Source organism: Pseudomonas sp. PVC-3-1 (assembly GCF_057444315.1).
The window spans coordinates 4065215-4081905 of the sequence record NZ_CM172023.1 but is presented as its reverse complement, the minus strand read 5'-3'; the positions used below and the strand labels follow the sequence as shown (position 1 = coordinate 4081905).

General features: G+C 64.9%; 12 protein-coding genes and 1 riboswitch. Of the genes, 7 read left to right on the top strand and 5 right to left on the bottom strand.

Annotated features, from left to right (window positions below):
• Nucleotides 1–36 precede the first annotated feature (36 nt).
• From AC2T4A_RS18870 to fhuB, 3 genes are all read left to right on the top strand, one after another.
• Complete coding sequence (locus AC2T4A_RS18870; RefSeq protein ID WP_416750540.1) at nt 37–2427, top strand: TonB-dependent siderophore receptor; 2391 nt, start codon at nt 37–39, stop codon at nt 2425–2427.
• Nucleotides 2428–2570: 143 nt separating this feature from the next.
• On the top strand, nt 2571–3476 hold the full coding sequence (locus AC2T4A_RS18865) for an ABC transporter substrate-binding protein (RefSeq protein WP_486741515.1): 906 nt from the start codon (nt 2571–2573) through the stop codon (nt 3474–3476).
• The gene (fhuB, locus tag AC2T4A_RS18860) at nt 3469–5478 is read left to right on the top strand and encodes a Fe(3+)-hydroxamate ABC transporter permease FhuB (RefSeq protein ID WP_486741514.1); all 2010 of its coding nucleotides are present in this window, start codon (nt 3469–3471) and stop codon (nt 5476–5478) included. Before AC2T4A_RS18865 ends, fhuB begins: the two co-directional genes overlap by 8 nt.
• 476 nt (nt 5479–5954) lie before the next feature.
• Here the strand turns inward: fhuB and catA are convergent, their stop codons facing one another.
• Both catA and hpaC read right to left on the bottom strand, forming a co-directional pair.
• Nucleotides 5955–6887: a catechol 1,2-dioxygenase gene (catA, locus tag AC2T4A_RS18855; RefSeq protein ID WP_486741513.1), complete on the bottom strand. Its 933-nt coding sequence runs from the start codon at nt 6885–6887 to the stop codon at nt 5955–5957.
• 43 nt (nt 6888–6930) lie between these two features.
• On the bottom strand, nt 6931–7452 hold the full coding sequence (gene hpaC, locus AC2T4A_RS18850) for a 4-hydroxyphenylacetate 3-monooxygenase, reductase component (protein ID WP_024767261.1): 522 nt from the start codon (nt 7450–7452) through the stop codon (nt 6931–6933).
• Between the two features lie 265 nt (nt 7453–7717).
• Here hpaC and AC2T4A_RS18845 point away from each other — a divergent pair, with 265 nt between their 5' ends.
• Nucleotides 7718–8344: a response regulator transcription factor gene (locus tag AC2T4A_RS18845; protein WP_486741512.1), complete on the top strand. Its 627-nt coding sequence runs from the start codon at nt 7718–7720 to the stop codon at nt 8342–8344.
• Between the two features lie 25 nt (nt 8345–8369).
• Here AC2T4A_RS18845 and AC2T4A_RS18840 read toward each other — a convergent pair whose 3' ends face one another.
• The gene (locus AC2T4A_RS18840) at nt 8370–9371 is read right to left on the bottom strand and encodes an asparaginase (protein ID WP_486741511.1); all 1002 of its coding nucleotides are present in this window, start codon (nt 9369–9371) and stop codon (nt 8370–8372) included.
• Nucleotides 9372–9461: 90 nt separating this feature from the next.
• Complete coding sequence (locus AC2T4A_RS18835) at nt 9462–10904, bottom strand: alanine/glycine:cation symporter family protein (protein ID WP_478379826.1); 1443 nt, start codon at nt 10902–10904, stop codon at nt 9462–9464.
• Nucleotides 10905–11072: 168 nt separating this feature from the next.
• On the opposite strand from AC2T4A_RS18835, the gene AC2T4A_RS18830 reads away from it, so the two are divergent.
• Nucleotides 11073–11891 (top strand): helix-turn-helix domain-containing protein, encoded by an 819-nt coding sequence (locus tag AC2T4A_RS18830; protein ID WP_416750556.1) that lies wholly within the window; start codon nt 11073–11075, stop codon nt 11889–11891.
• A 123-nt stretch (nt 11892–12014) separates the two neighbouring features.
• Here the strand turns inward: AC2T4A_RS18830 and AC2T4A_RS18825 are convergent, their stop codons facing one another.
• A complete protein-coding gene (locus tag AC2T4A_RS18825) occupies nt 12015–12899 on the bottom strand; it encodes a DMT family transporter (RefSeq protein WP_416750558.1) in 885 nt (294 codons plus the stop codon).
• A 529-nt stretch (nt 12900–13428) separates the two neighbouring features.
• Between AC2T4A_RS18825 and AC2T4A_RS18820 the strand changes: the two genes are divergently transcribed.
• Together AC2T4A_RS18820 and AC2T4A_RS18815 are read left to right on the top strand one after the other, a co-directional pair.
• Nucleotides 13429–14679 (top strand): OprD family porin, encoded by a 1251-nt coding sequence (locus AC2T4A_RS18820; protein ID WP_486741510.1) that lies wholly within the window; start codon nt 13429–13431, stop codon nt 14677–14679.
• Between the two features lie 490 nt (nt 14680–15169).
• Nucleotides 15170–16339 carry an MFS transporter gene (locus AC2T4A_RS18815; RefSeq protein WP_486741509.1) on the top strand — a complete coding sequence of 390 codons (1170 nt, stop codon included), beginning with the start codon at nt 15170–15172 and terminating at the stop codon, nt 16337–16339.
• 223 nt (nt 16340–16562) lie between these two features.
• Nucleotides 16563–16665, top strand: a riboswitch (guanidine-I (ykkC/yxkD leader).
• Nucleotides 16666–16691: the final 26 nt, after the last annotated feature.

Below are 16691 nucleotides of genomic sequence, written 5' to 3'. Positions count from 1 at the left end.
ATTAGAAACTGCATTAAGATCATAGGAGCTAACAAAGTGAGTCGCACCCGCACTGCGCTGCAATCCCAGCACAAGGTGAAGCCTCTGGCCCGCCTGGTTCGCGCCACAGCCCTGGGGATGGTACTGACTGCCACGACCGTGCATGCCACGCCGGTCCGCATCGACATCCCGGCCCAGTCCCTGGCGTCCGCCTTGACCAGCCTGGGCGCGCAGTCGAACCTGCAGATCGTCTTCAACCAGAGCCAGGTGCAGAACCTGCGCGCCCCTGGCGTGCGCGGCGAGATGGAGCCAGCCCAGGCGCTGGAACGCCTGCTGCAGGGCACCGGCATCAAGTACCAGGTCGAAGGCAGCCGCGTGACCCTGCTGGGCGCCGACTCCGCCAGCGGCGACACCCTGAACATGTCTGCCCAGGTCATCACCGGCGCTGTCGAAGGTGAAGACAGCTACGTGCCGCGCACCTCCAACAGCGGCAGCAAGACCGATACCCCGCTGCTGGAAATCCCCCAGTCGATCTCGGTGATCACCCGCAAGCAGATGGACGCCCAGGGCGCCCAGACCGTGACCGAAGCGCTGCGCTACGTGCCCGGCGTCAAGGTAGAAGCCTATGGCCTCGATCCGAAAGGCTTCGACTGGCTGTACATCCGCGGCTTCAACGCCCAGGCCACCAGCGACTACCTCAACGGCCTGCGTCAGCAGAACAACAGCTACGCCTTCTTTCGCAGCGAGCCCTACGCCTTCGAGCGCATCGACGTGGTCCGCGGCCCGTCTTCCAGCCTGTTCGGCCTGGGCGACGCCGGCGGCATCGTCAACCGCGTGAGCAAGAAGCCCACCGCCAACCACATCAACGAAGTCGAACTCACTGGCGGCAACCATGACCGCAAGCAGGGCCAGTTCGACCTCGGCGGCGCGCTGGACGAGCAGAACCAGTTCCTCTACCGCGTGGTGGGCCTGGCCCGCGACTCGAACACCCAGGCCGAGTACGACGACGGCCACGAGGTCGAGGACAACCGCTACTACATCGCCCCGTCCTTCACCTGGGCGCCGGACGAAGACACCAGCCTGACCATCCTCACCGACTTCCTGCGTGACCGGAACTCCGGCTCGATCTTCGACTACAGCGTCAACGGCCACCCCACCGGCACCTTGCTGGGCGACCACAACTACAACCACTTCGACCAGGACCAGTACACCCTGGGCTATGAGTTTCGCCATCGCCTCAACGACACCTGGGAATTCCGCCAGAACGCGCGTTACGGCCAGGTCGACCTGATCTTCAATAACCTGCTGCCGCAACTGCAGGTGGGCCGGAACATCATCCGTACCGCGGACCGCTTCGACCAGCACATGGACACCTTCAACCTGGACAACCAGTTGCAGGCCAACTTCGACACCGGCGCCTTCAAGCACACCCTGCTGATGGGCGCGGACTACAGCTGGCAGGACGCCAATATCGCCCGCTGGCGCACCCTCGGCCCGTCGCTGAACCTGGATAACCCGGTCTACGGCCAGAGCGTGCCGCGTCCGAGCAAAGGCAACAGCATCCAGTCCATCGACTACGACCAGAACATCGAGCAGATCGGCGCCTACCTGCAGGATCAGGTCAAGTTCGACGATCACTGGATCCTCACTGCCGGCGGCCGCTACGACTACGTGCGCAATGACCTGGACAACCACGTCGGCGCCCACAGCATGCAGAAGGACAACGCCTTCACCGGCCGCGTCGGCCTGACCTACCTGACCGACTTCGGCCTGGCACCCTACGTCAGCTACTCCGAATCCTTCGTGCCCAACACCGGCATCAGCTCCGACGGCAGCGCCTTCAAGGCCAGCGAAGCGCACCAGTACGAAGCGGGCGTGAAGTTCCAGCCGGACGAAACCCTGCTGATCACCCTGGCGGCCTACGAGCTGACCAAGGAAAACATCCTCACCAACCAGCTGAACGCCAACGGCGTTCCGACCGGCTTCAGCGAGGCCACCGGCGAGCAGCGCTCGCGCGGCATCGAGGCCGAGCTGAAAGCCAAGCTGGACCAGAACTGGGACCTGTTGGCCTCGTATACCTACACCAAGGCCAAGATCACCAAGAGCAACGACGCCAACGAAGGCAACCGTCCGGCCAACGTGCCCGAGCACATGGCCAACGGCTGGCTGAATTACACCTTCCACGAAGGTGCGGTCGATGGTCTCTCCATCGGCGGCGGCGTGCGCTACACCGGCTCGCTCTACGGCAACAACGCCAACACCTACCACGTCGACAACTACACCCTGTTCGACGCCGGCGTGAGCTACCCGCTGAACAAGAACGTGACCCTCTCGGTGAACGCTCAGAACCTGCTGGACGAGGAATATGCCGCGACCTGCGACAGTCCGATCTCCTGCTACCCGGGCCTGCGCCGCACCGTCATGACCAGCGTGAAGTACAGCTGGTAAGCCGGTCGATGGCGGCGGCCGCAACCGTCGCCATCCGCTTTGCCGGGCTCCCTGTTCGCAGGGAGCCCTTTGTTGTTTCGGAAGACTGAGGTTTCAGAAGCCTGTTGCTTCAAGAGCCCGTCGTTTCAAGCGAGGAGTAGTGCATGTCCCTCACCCGTCGCCACCTGCTGCAGGGCCTCGCCATCGGCGGGCTGGCTTGCGCATCCGGGCTGCCGGTATTCGCCGGCGAGCGCCTGACGCGAATCGTTGCGCTCAACTGGGTGGCCGCCGAGACACTGCTGACCCTGGGCGTGCCGCCCCTGGCGATCTCCGACGACCGCTACTATCGGGTGCGCATGCCGACCATGGCCTTGCCCGAGAGCGTGCGTGACGTGGGTCCGTACTGGGAACCGAACCTCGAACTGATCCAGCAGTTGCAGCCGCAACTGATCCTCAGCGATCCGATGACCCCGACCTTGCAGCGACGACTCAACGGCATTGCCCCCACCGAGAAAGTCGCGATCTACCCCGCTCCCGAGGGCGCCTGGAAAGCCACAACCGACTTCATGTACGACCTGGCACGGCGCCTCGACGTTGTGCAGGTCGCCGCCGATTACATCGCCGCCGGCGAGCAGCGCCTGGCCGAACTGCACGCGAAGCTGGCGAATCGCAGCCTGCCGCCTGTGTGCGTCGCCGTGCTCAACCAGGACGGCCGTCACGCCGCCGTGTACGGCAAGAACAGCATGGTGCAGGACGTGCTCGATCGCCTTGGCATCGAAAATGCCTGGCAAGGTCCCGTCGGCCCCGTGGGGCTGGCCATGGTCAGCATCGAACGCCTGGCCGAGCGCCCGGATGCGCATCTGGTCTACGTCGACATCCCCACCACCTCGGCGCGCCTGCAGAGCCTGCGGCAACCCAACGATCTCTGGGCCAACCTGCCTGCCGTGCGCCAGGGTCACACCCTGACGCTGCAACGCTTCTACCCCTACGCTGGCGCCGCTTCGGTGCTGGACCTCGCCGAGCGTATCGCCGACTACCTCGATAGCGCCATGGAGACCACCCATGTCTGAATCGACTCTCGGCCTCAGCGCACCCCGCAGCGGCCTGCCGATCGGACCGGCGCTCTGTACGCTGGTGCTGACGATTCTCGCTGGCCTGCTGGTGTTCCATGGCCTGCAAGGCGCCCTGCCCCGCGAACTCTGGTGGCAGGCACTGTGGTCGCCCAATCTGGATGACGTGCGCCAGGTGTTGCTGCACTTCAGCTTCTACCCGCGCCTGGCGGTGAGCCTGATGGCCGGCGCCGCGCTGGCCCTGGCCGGCACGCTGTTCCAGCAGATATTGCGCAATCCCCTGGCGGAACCGGTGACATTGGGTGTTTCGGCCGGCGCCAACCTGGCCCTTTCTGCGGCAACCATTTTTGCCCCGGCGCTGCTGGTGAACGGTCTGGAAGCCGTGACCCTGACAGGCGCTGCGTTGGCGGCGTGCCTGCTGTTCGCTTTCGCCTGGGGTCGCACCCTGTCGCCGCTGCGCTTCATCCTCGCCGGGATGGTCATCAGCCTGTACTGCGTGTCGCTCAACGCGCTGCTGGTGCTGTTCAACCACGACTATCTGATCGACCTTCTGCTCTGGCAGGCCGGCTCGCTGAACCAGAGCGGCTGGGACGGCGTGCTTTACCTTGCTCCGCGCCTGGCGGTGGCCATGGTCATGGCGCTGCTGATGGTGCGTCCGCTGGCGGCACTGGGGCTGGAAGGTGAAGGCGCAGCCGCGGTGGGCGTGAACCTGCTGCGCACCCGCGTAATGGGCCTGGCTGTGGCCGTGGCGCTAAGCGCGTTCGTCACCAGCGCCGTGGGCATGCTGGCTTTCGTCGGCCTTGCTGCGCCGGCCATTGCCCGGTTGTGTGGGGCACGCACGCTCAAGCAACGGTTGATCTGGGCGCCGCTGCTTGGTGCCGCACTTCTGTGCGTGGTGGACCAGATCGCCCGTGAGCTGTCGCGCTTCGCCGGGGAAATCCCCGCTGGCATCCTCACCGGCGTCTTCAGCGTGCCACTGCTGCTGTGGCTGCTCAGTCGCCAGCGCAGCGGCGGCATCGTCCCGCGTCCGGCACCGGCCAAACCGCAGCGCGAGCATCCGTGGCGGCTGATCATCGCAGCAGCGGTCCTGCTCGCTCTGCTGACCTTGCCGGCGATCTACTTCGCGGTGGACGCCAACGGCTGGCACTGGGGTGACGCCGACCTGAGCGACGCGATCCTGCAATGGCGGCTGCCGCGCGTGCTCGGCTCTCTGGCTGCCGGCGCCATGCTTGCCGTCGCCGGCCTGCTGGTGCAGCGCCTGACCGGCAATCCCATGGCCAGCCCGGAAGTGCTGGGTGCAACCTCCGGCTCGGCGATCGCCGTACTGGTGCTGTTCCTGGTGATGCCGCAGCCGCAGGCCTACATGGTCCCGGCCGCCAGCATCGGCGCACTGCTCACCCTCGGCCTGCTGCTGCGGTTCGCCTGGCGCAAGACCTTCAATGCCGAGCGACTGCTGCTGACCGGCGTGTGCCTGACCACCCTGCTGCACTCGCTGAGCACCCTGCTGCTGGCCAGCGGCGATCCGCGCATGACGGCGATGATGAGCTGGATGACCGGCTCGACCTATCAGGTAGATGTGCTGTCGGCGAGTAGCGGAATGGTTGTCGGCGCGGTGATGATCGGGGTCAGCGTTCTGCTCGCACGGCCGCTGGACCTGCTGACCCTGGGCAATGGCACCGCCACCGCGCTGGGCCTTCGGCTGCGCCTGAGCCACCTGACCATCCTGCTGACTGCCGCGGTGCTGACCGCCACTGCGACCATCATCGTTGGGCCACTGAGCTTCGTCGGCCTGATCGGCCCGCATATCGCCCGCCATCTGGGCGTGCGCCGCGCCGCGCCGCAGATATTGCTGAGCGCCGTGGCCGGGGCGTTGATCATGGTGGTGGCGGACTGGCTGGGACGGAACATTGCCTATCCCTGGCCGGTGTCGGCAGGCCTGCTGGCGGCGTTCATCGGTTGCCCGTACTTCCTCTGGCTGATGCATCGGGAACGGCGGGGCTGAGGCAGGCCAAACGCAACGAATCGCCCCACGCAGGATGGGTGGCGCGCAGCGGCGGTACATGGATCGACGAGTATTGCTTCGCTCCACCCCATCCTACGGCGGGGTTAGCAGCAGGATCCAACTCTGCCGGCAATCTCTGGAGTCCTCTGTAGGAGCGAGCTTGCTCGCGAACTGCACGCGCCGATGCTTCGGCATGAGTGGAAAGTAATCGCGGACGAAGTCCGCTCCTACCCAAGCCAACAGCCAGGCGTAGGAGCGAACTCTGTCCGCGATGTCTACCTGCCGGCAGCGGGGCGACGAGTATCGCTTCGCTCCACCCCATCCCACGGCGGAGATACCCGCAGGATCCAACTCTGCCGGCAATCACCGGAGTCCTCTGTAGGAGCGAGCTTGCTCGCGAACCAGATTACCCGGCCGCTCTGGTGCCGGGCGGGTTCGCGAGCAAGCTCGCTCCTACAAGGTCGGTACCGTGGGGATCAGGCCTCCTGCAACGCGCGTGGGCGATTGCTGCGGTCTTCGGCGTCGGCGGAAACAGCGTGCTGCAGCTGGAAATCGAACTCGATCTCGGCGAAGCGCCGTTCGACACCGCGCGCCTTGGCGGCAGCCGCATCCTCGACAAAACGCACCTCGCCGATCAGACCGTCACGGGTCGCATAGGCAAAGTCATCCCACAGGTACTGATCGCCAGCCAGGTTGATCTGGGTGGTCAGGTGGCGGTGCCCCGGTGCGGAAATGAAGAAGTGGATGTGTGCGGGACGCTGCCCGTGGCGGCCGAGCTGGTTCAGCAGTTCCTGCGTCGGGCCATCCGGCGGGCAGCCGTAGCCGCTGGGCACGATGCTGCGCGCTTTGTAGCGGCCCTCAGCGTCGGTGACGATGCGTCGGCGCAGGTTGAACTCGGACTGGGTGCTGTCGAAGTACGAATAGGTGCCCTTGGTGTTCGCGTGCCAAAGATCGACCACGGCGCCGGCCAGCGGCTTGCCCTGCGGGTCGAACACGCGGCCGGAAAGGAACATCACGGTGCCCGCGTCCTGGCCGTCATCCATCCGCGCTTCACCTTCGGACAGCGGCGCGCCGGCCACGTACAGCGGCCCTTCGATGGTGCGTGGGGTGCCGCCGCCGATGCCGGCTGCCGCGTCCTGGGCGTCCAGCAGCAGGTCGAGGTAGTGCTCGATGCCCAGGCCGGCCACGACCAGCCCGGCTTCCTGGCGGGCGCCGAGGCGGTTGAGGTAGTCCACCGCCTTCCAGAACTCGTCGGGGGTGACGTTCATGTCTTCGATCAGCCTGGCAGTGTCCTGCAACACTCGCAGAATCAGCTGCTTCACGCGCGGACTGCCGGCGTCGTTGAACGCGCCGCTGGCTTCCTGGAAGAACTTCTGAATATCGGCAGTCTGGGAAATCTTCAGGGTCACGGTCGATCACCTCGTTCTTGTTGTTTTGAAAATCAGTCGGGCATCAGCTGGCGCAGCGCACGGCCTCGCGGTCGACGCGGTGGAACACGCGGTTGAAATACACCAGGCTGTCCTGGCGCTCGCGCACGGCGACCTTTTCCAGCTCTACGAACATCACGGTGTGGGAGCCAACCTCCTTGCAGTCGCTGATGCGCCCTTCCAGGCTGACCAGCGCCTGGCGCAGCACCGGCAGGCCGGCGTAGCCGTCGTCCCAGAGGTCCCAGGCGAAACGCTCCTCCATGGACACCTTGGTCATCCCGGCGAAGTGCTTGGCCAGCTCTTCCTGCTCGCCGCACAGCACGTTGACGCACAGGTGGCCGTTGCTGCGGAACACATCATGGGTAGCGCTGCCGCGATTCACGCACACGAGCACGGTGGGCGGCGAATCGGTGACCGAGCAGACCGCGCTGGCGGTGATGCCGCAGCGCCCTTCCGGGCCGTTGGTGGTGATGATGTTCACCGCCGCCGGCAGCTGCGCCATGGCATTGCGGAAGTCGATCTGGGTCTGGCTGAGGGTATTGGCCATTTCTTCGCCCCTTGTGCTGGAGTGGCCGGCACGCCCGGCCTTTCTTGTATGGGGCCAGCGTAGGGCAGCTCAGAAGGCCGTAATATTCAGACGATCACCACGCCAGAGGGTGATGGCCGCTAGTCATGTAGGTGGTTTCTTTATCGTCAGCATCAGCGACTATGGGTATGCTCCGGGCATGCCATTGCGGCGACCGTGGCAAAAGCCCGGCGTACGCGGCCTACGTGCAGCTTCACAACGATAAGAAAGAAAGTGGCAACGCCTGATGGAAGCTAGAAAACCCGTGGTCTACATCGTCGACGACGACAAGGACCTGCGCACCTCCCTCGCCTGGCTGCTCGAGTCGGTCAGCATCGAATCGCTTTGCTATGGCGGCGCCGAGGAATTCCTGCGCGAATACGACCCCAAGCTCCCCGCCTGTCTGGTGCTCGATGTGCGTATGCCTGAGACCAGCGGCTTCCAGCTGCAGGAGATGCTCAATGACAAGGGCATCAACCTGCCGACCATCTTCGTCACTGCCCACGGCGATATCCCGATGTCGGTGAAGGCGATGAAGAACGGTGCGCTGGACTTCGTCGAGAAGCCCTACAACCCGCAGCAGATGCTCGATCGCATCCAGGCAGCGCTGAAAAGCGCGGTGCAGGTGCACGCGGGGCAGGAGCAGAAGCAGAACCTGCAGCACAAGCTCGACCTGCTGACTGGGCGCGAGCGGGAAATCCTGATGATGGTGGTGGACGGCAAGGCCAGCAAGGTCATCGCCCGTGAGCTGAATATCAGCGTCAAGACGGTCGATGTGCACCGCACCAAGATCAAGGAAAAGATGGGCGTGAGCAGCATTGCCATGCTGGTGCGCGAAGTGCTCAACGTGCCGGTGGAAGAATCACGCCCCTGAGCGGGGCGCGCTTCTTATCGGTAAATCAATCTGTCGATCCGTCGACGCGCTCGCCACACAGGTCGAGGGCGAACAGGCGCTCCACCTCCGCAGCCGGCAGACCGCAACCCAGCAGGCTGAACAGCTTGCCCAGCGCCGCTTCGCGGGTCATCCCGCCACCCGACACCAGACCCGCATCGCGCAGGCGACTACCGGCGGCGTAGACGTCGAAGGCCACATGCCCCTGCGGGCACTGGCTGATCGCCGCCAGCACCACGCCGCGGGCGTGGGCTTCGCGCAGCGCGGCCAGCAGGTCTTCGTTGTCCGACGGGCCCGTGCCGCTACCGAAACACTCCAGTATCACCGCCTGAACGCCGCTACTCAGCAGTGCTCGCAAATGCTCCGCGCGCAGGCCGGGGAACAGTGGCAGCACCGCCAGATTCACCGGTTGGCGCGGCTGACGGTAACTCAGTTCAGCGGGCAGTGATTGCGCGCGTTCACCTGTGCGCTCGCGCGGCAACACGGCGAAGGCATCAAACGCTTCGCTGCGCAGCTTGGTCACGCGCGCGCCATGCATCAGCTCACCATCGAAGAACAGCCAGACGCCCGGCGCGACGCCGCGCTGCAGCGCCGTCAGCGCACCCAGCAGGTTGCCCGGTGCATCGCTGCCCGGCGCCCCCATGGGTTGCATGGAGCCGGTCAGCACCACCGGAACATCCAGGCCCAGCAGCAGGAAGGACAGCGCGGCGGCGCTGTAGGCCAGGGTGTCGGTGCCGTGCAGCACCAGTACGCCGTCATGGCCGCCCTGCTCTACCGCATGGACGATGGCATCGCGCATGGCCAGCCAGTTGGCCTGGGTCATGTTGGCGCTGTCGAGCAGCGGTTGCAGTTCACTGAAGGACCAGTCGAGGCTTACCTCGTCGTGGCCTTGCAGTTGTTCGCGCATGCGCGCTTCGAAACCGCCAGCCGGCGCCAGGCCCTCGGCGGTCTGCAGCATGCCGATGGTGCCGCCGGTATAGAGGACGAAGAGATTCTTCACGCGACGCATGCCAGTGCTCTTATAGGAAAGTTCACAGGATAAACCGCAAGGCCGGGACAAGTCCCGGCCTTGCATGTCAGACCTTGGTCCGAGGAAGGATCAACCCTGGGCAGGCAGGCTGCCGTGGGCCGGAGCGGTAGCGTTGATCTTGTGGGCATCGCGCCAGGCATCGTGGTCGATGTCCAGGTCGGCGAACTTGCTGGCGTCGAACACCGGGCGCTCGATACCGGCGCGGCGCTGCTCGTCGTAGTCGCGCATCACACGCAGGCCGGTCTTGATCAGCATGGCCAGGGCCACCAGGTTGACGAAGGCCAGGCAGGTCATAGTGATGTCGGCGAAGGCGAACACGGTGCCCAGGTTCTGCATCGAGCCCCAGAGGATCAGGCCCAGCACCAGGATGCGGAAAGCGATCAGCGCGGAACGGCTGCGGCCGACGATGAACTGCAGGGCGTTTTCGCCGAGGTAGTAGTTGTAGGTGATGCAGGTGAACACGAACAGCGACAGCGCGACGCTGACGAAGATCCGGCCCCAGTCACCGACCACGGCGGCCAGCGAGTTCTGGGTCAGGGTGATGCCGTCGCCTTCGAAGCCAGGGGTGTAGAAGCCCGAGAGCAGGATCAGCAGTGCGGTGCAGGTGCAGATGACGAAGGTGTCAAGGAACACGCTGAACGCCTGGACCACACCCTGGGACGCCGGGTGACGCACGGCGGCGACGGCGGCCACGTTCGGCGCACTGCCCAGGCCCGCTTCGTTGGCGAACACGCCACGTTTCACGCCCATCACGATGGCGCTGCCCAACAGGCCGGCGAAGGCCGGTTCCAGGCCGAAGGCGCTCTTCACGATGGTGGTCAGCATGCCCGGCACCAGCTCGATCTGGGTGACAATCACGTACAGGGTCACGGCGATGTAGGCCAGAGTCTTGACCGGCACCAGCAGGTCGGACACGGCGGCGATGCGCTGGATGCCACCGAAGAACACGATGGCCAGCAGTACGGCCAGGGCGATGCCCGAGTACAGCACCGGGATGTCGAAGGCGTTCTGCAGCGAGTGAGTCACGGTGAAGGCTTGCAGGCCGTTGAACGCGAAGCCATAGGTGACCAGCAGCAGGACCGCGAAGGTCAGCGCCATCCAGCGCAGCTTCAGGCCGTGCTGGATGTAGTAGGCCGGGCCGCCACGGTACAGGCCGTTGCCGTCGCTGCGCTTGTAGACCTGGGCCAGGGTGCACTCGAAGAAGCTGCTGGACATGCCCACCAGCGCGGTCACCCACATCCAGAACACGGCGCCGGGGCCGCCCAGGGTCACGGCGATGCCGACACCGGCAATGTTACCGGCGCCCACGCGGCCGGCGAGGCTCAGCATCAGCGCCTGGAACGAACTCAGCTGGCCGGACTGGCCGCGGATCGACTCCTTGAACACGCCGAACATGTGGCCGAAGTGGCGGAACTGGACGAAACGGGAGCGGATGGTGAAATACGCACCGAGTCCTACGATGAGGACGATGAGGACTTTCCCGGAGAGGAAATCGTTGATCGCGTCGAGCATGTGCTGGGGCCTCGATTGTTATTGTGGGAGCACGGGCCTGGGGCTGGCCCGCTCACTGGGGGCGCATGGTTGCGCCCGAAGCCTCTCGATACAATTTCGCGGCTTGCTACGAATTGATGCTACCTGACGCTATAATTGCGCCAGTCGCATCACCCGGAACTGGCACGAATGTCCGAAAACCTCGGCCCCAACCTCAAGCTACTGTGCGCCCACTACCGCTCTATCTCGGAGGTTTGCCGCAAGCTTTCGATCAACCGTGCACAGTTCAACAAGTACCTGGGCGGGCAGAGCCAGCCCACCGCGTACAACCTCAAACGGATTGGAGATTTCTTCGGCGTCGAGGACTACGAGCTGCAATTGCCGCCCGAGCAGTTCGCCCGGCTGATCGGCGCGCGCGGCGCCTCGCCCAGCAATGTGCAGCGTAATGACCCGGTGCTGGAGATGCTCCGCCCGCTGCGCGAGCATGCCGGCAACCTGTCGCGCTATTGCGGCTACTACTTCGAATACTCCAACTGCATGTCGGTCCCCGGCTCGATCCTGTTGTCGCTGGTGCACCTGTACGAAGAGGACGGCAATTTCCTCTTCGAACGCCAGGAACGCCAGGAGCGCTCCAGCAGTACCGACGTACAGGCCGAGGACTGGGTGCGCTGCCGCTACCTGGGCGCGGCCTTCCAGCTGCAGGACCGGGTTTTTCTGATGGACTACGAGTCGCTCACCGTCAACGAGATGAGCCAGACCATCCTCATCCCCAGCTTCAAGAGCCGCATCACCCGCCTCAACGGCCTGAAGACCGGCGTTTCCAGCGGCGACCGCCGCACCCCGGCCTGCACCCGCGTGGTCTGGGAATACCTGGGCCCGGAGATCAACCGCATCAGCGCCTATCGCCAGGTGAAGCTGTACCAGCCGGACGACCCGCGCATCGATGACGACGTGCGCCAGCGCCTGCAGGTCGGGCCGATTCGGCACGGCCTGTTCGAGATCGAGTGAGCGCGCTCGGCGCTATTGCTTTTCTGTAGGAGCGAGCTTGCTCGCGAACCCACCCCTCGCCGGAGCGGCCGGTGAATCCGTTCGCGAGCAAGCTCGCTCCTACAAGGGCAAAGCTCTCCGGCCCTACTTCTTGCGGCTCTGCAACCACGCCGCGGCCAGCCCGCTGCCACAGATCACCGCGATGCCCAGCAGCGCCGACGGCTCCGGCGTATGGCCGAAGATCACGAAGCCCAGCAACCCGGCGAAGACGATCTGGCAATAGCTGAACGGCGCCAATAGCGCCGGCGCGGCATGCTTGAACGCCTGGGTGAGGAACAGGTGCGCGGTCATCCCGCAGGTTCCCAGGGCCAGCATCATCAAACCGTGCACCAGCCCCGGCCATTGCCAGAAGAACGGCACCAGCGCGCTGACGATCAGGGTATTGCACAACCCGGCGAAGAAGTTGCTGGTGGTCGGGCTATCCACCTGGCTGAGCTTGCGGGTCAGCAACTGGTAGAAGCTGAAGCACAGCGCCGAGCCGAACGGCAGCAGCACCGCCGGGGTGAACAGATCGCCACCGGGGTGGACAATGATCAGTACACCGGCAAATCCCACCAGCACCGCCGCCCACTGCCCGGCACTGACCCGCTCGCCCAGCAACGGTACCGACAACGCCGTCACCAGCAGCGGCGCGAGGAAGTTCACCGAGGTCGCCTCGGCCAGCGGGATGTACTGCAAGCCGGTGGTGAACAGGAAGCTGGTGCCCAGCAGGCATAGCGCGCGGATCGTCTGCAGGAAGGGATGACGGGTGCGCAGCACCGCAAGACCGGCGCGCGGCAGGAAGATGCCCGCCATCAGCAGCGTGTGCACCACATAGCGCGCCCACACGACCATGACGATGGGGTAGATGCTCGCCAGGTACTTCGACAGCGCGTCGTGACTGGAGAACAGGAAGGTCGCCAGGACGATGAGCAGGATGCCCTTGAAGGGCTGGTGGACGCCGGACAACGGCGATTGGCTGGTACTCATCGACTCACGGATTCACTAGGCAGATGCGGCAGGCGCGAGGCCAACAGGAAAAGCAGGACAGCCTAGCAGGACGCACCGGAGAAAGAATCCGCCACGCCGCGCCGGGAGCACCTCGCGGGTCCGCTGGAAGGCCGGGCGATAAGCGTCCCGCACGGCGTTGTGTCACGCATCCTACGCGCAATGCTCGCGTAGGAATGTTCCATTTGGTTAATTGCTGTTCGAACAGCGAACGCTTATGCCTCGGGCGAATTGCGGCGGGCCGTCAGGGAGCACCACTATGGCTCCAGCCGCCACCTCGATGTGGCGCCAACAACTATAAGAAAGGTCCGTTCACATGCTCACGCTCTCCCTGGCACGCCTGCGCGCGTGCATCGCTCGCACATTCCCCGCCCACATTCCTGTCGCCCCAGGCTGATCGCCTGCTCCGAGCGCCCTGATCGCTTCAACCTTCATCCGCCGCTCCAAAAAAGAGCCGCGCGGAAGGACTTCGTTCGCCCCGAACAACGACAAGAATGCCGAGGGAACACCCATGATCTGCCGCCTGCCCCATCTCACCATCACCGCCTGCCTCCTGCCTGCCCTGCCCGTTATGGCCAACGCCGACGATGCCGGCTTCCTCGAAGACGCCAAGGCCAGCCTGCTGCTGCGCAACTTCTACATGAACCGCAATTACGTCGGCGAAGCCCGGCAGAACAAGGCGGAGGAATGGACCCAGAGCTTCATCCTCGATGCCCGTTCCGGCTACACCCAGGGCACCGTCGGACTCGGCCTGGACGTTCTCGGGCTGTACAGCCTGAAGCTCGACGGCGGCAAGGGCACTGCCGGCACCCAGCTGCTGCCAACCCACGACGACGGTCGCCCCGCCGATGATTTCGGCCGCCTGGCGGTGGCCGGCAAGGCCAAGGTGTCGAAGACCGAGCTCAAGGCCGGCGAATGGATGGTGGTGCTGCCGATCCTGCGTTCCGACGACGGCCGCTCGCTGCCACAGACCTTCCAGGGCGCCCAGGTCACCTCGAGGGAAATCGACGGCCTGACCCTCTACGGCGGCCAGTTCCGCCAGAACAGCCCGCGCAATGACGCCAGCATGGAAGACATGTCGCTGTTCAACCGTCCGGCCTTCACCTCCGATCGCTTCAATTTCGTCGGCGGCGAATACCGCCTCAATGGCGACCGCACCCTGCTCGGGCTGTGGAATGCGCAGCTGAAAGACATCTACCAACAGCAGTATCTGCAGCTCCAACACAGCCAGCCACTGGGTGATTGGGTGCTCGGTGCGAATATCGGCTACTTCTGGGGCAAGGAGGACGGCAGCGCCCGCGCCGGTGACCTGGACAACCGCACCTTCTCCGGATTGTTCTCGGCCAAAAACGGTGCGAACACCTTCTATCTAGGCCTGCAGAAGGTCATGGGCGAGGACGAATGGTTCCGCGTCAATGGCACCAGTGGCGGCACCCTGGCCAACGACAGCTACAACGCCAGCTACGAAAGTGCCAAAGAACGCTCCTGGCAGTTGCGCCATGACTACGACTTCGCCGCCTTCGGCGTTCCCGGCCTGACGCTGATGAACCGATACATCCAGGGCCGCAACGTGCACAACACCAGCACCGACGACGGCCGCGAGTGGGGGCGCGAAATCGAACTGGCGTACACGGTACAGAGTGGCGCCTTCAGGACGCTCAACATCAAATGGCGCAACTCCACCATGCGCCGGGACTGGGGCAGCACCAACAGCTTCGACGAGAACCGGCTCATCATCAGCTACCCGCTGTCATTGCTGTAGACGCATGAGCGCAGGAGCAGACTGCGCCCACGATGAGCTGGCACAACTCCTTGCCTGATCGGAGCGGCGTTGAATCGTTCGTTGGCGGAGTCCGCCCCTGCGCAAAGAAAATCCGTCCGAAGGAATGGCTCGGTGCACGCTACCGCTCAACCGGCCGAGATTGACGGTCTGGCGCGCACTCTCTAGAGTGCGCGTTTTCCTACGTCCTACGCTGCACCTGCACCATGACCCTGTTTTGCCGCTTCGCCGACTCGTCCCTCGCCCTGCTGCGAGAGCCTCCGCGTGTGCGTAAGGTCGATGCCGTGCTGAACCTTCGTCGCAGCGTTCTCTTCGCCTTCACCTTCTCTCCTCCCACCGGCTGCTGAGCCGGACGCCGCGCGTCTTCGCGTCGGTCGCTCCGCATTTCGAATCCGCCCACCGGTGAATCCCGGCGGGCTCATTTGCATTTGCAGGCCCTGCCGCTTGAGCGCCGGGGCAAGAGAAGGTTTCCATGAATACCCCGACCATCCTCAATAAACCACTGCTGGCGGTGCTGCTGTTCGCCGTGTCCATCGTCGGCCTGAGCCTGGGCGCCACGTTGCCGCTGGTGGCGCTGCGGCTGCTGGATAACGGCGCCAGCGCGCTGCAGATCGGCATTCTTTCCGCCGTTCCCGCCGCCGGCATGATCCTCGCCGCCACCCTGGTGGATCGCGCCTGCCAGCTGATGAGCCGGCGCCGCCTGTACCTGCTGTGCTTCGTGCTGTGTACCGCCAGTACCCTCGCCATCGAGTTCAGCAGCCATTCGCTCTGGCTGCTGGCCGCCGCGCGCCTGGCGCTGGGTGTCGGCATGGGCATTGCGATCATCCTCGGCGAGGCCTGGGTCAACGAGCTGTGCGGCGAGAAGAATCGCGGAACCATCGTTGCCCTCTATGCCACCAGCTTCACTGCCTTCCAGTTGCTCGGCCCAACCCTGGTGGCGCTGCTCGGCGCGCAGACGCCGTGGGTGGTGCTGCTGGTCAGCGCCGGGCACCTGATCGCGCTGGCCACCGTGGCCCTGGCGATGCCCGAGGAAGGCATCCACGAACACGTCGAGGAGCCGCGCAGCTTCTCCCTGGCCGGCTTCCTGAAGGTTGCCCCGGCGCTGTGCATGGGCGTGCTGTTCTTCTCCTTCTTCGACAGCGTGGTGCTCTCGCTCTTCCCGGTCTACGCCTCCAGCCATGGCTATGCAGTGGGCATTGCCGCGTTCATGGCGACGGTGATCCTGCTGGGCGACATGATTTTCCAGATGCCGCTGGGCTGGCTCTCCGACCGACTCGACCGCTCCAGCCTGCACCTGCTGTGTGGCGTGGGCGCCATGCTGATCGGCCTAGCCCTGCCCTGGCTGATTTCCCAGCCGTCGCTGTTGTGGCCGGCGCTGATGCTGCTGGGCGCGGTGGCCGGTGGGGTCTATACCCTGGCGCTGGTGCTGATCGGTCAGCGCTTCCGCGGCCGCGACCTGGTTACCGCCAACGCTGCCGCCGGCATGCTCTGGGGTGTCGGCAGCCTGCTCGGGCCGCTGCTCAGCGGCAGCCTGATGGACCTCGGCCCGCAGGGCGTGCCGGTTGCGCTGGCGCTTGCGGCCGGGCTGTTCGTGGCCACCGCTGCCGCCTCGCTGCGCCGCACCGCCGTGCGCACCGCCTGATGCCTCAATAGAAGGCAAGGCGCATCGACTTGGTGCCAGCGCGCTCAGGACTGGCACCCGCTCTGAACCGGCAATTTCAGCTAAGCGGTTGAAATTCCCGGTGGTTTTTCCGCTTCAGGAAAACTGGCATTTCAATTGCTCTATTCCCTGCAACGGGATGCATCACCCACGGCAAGGTAGCCACCGGGTGGGCGAACGCAGCAAGGCACACACTGGAGTTGCACCACAGGCGAACTAGGGTTCCGGTCCTTTCACGAGGACGTCTGGTCCGAGAGTTTTCCGGCCCTAAGGACAGGGCTACACGGCGGGAGAAAAGCCCGGGAGACGTGATGTCATCCCGTGCCGATTTCCA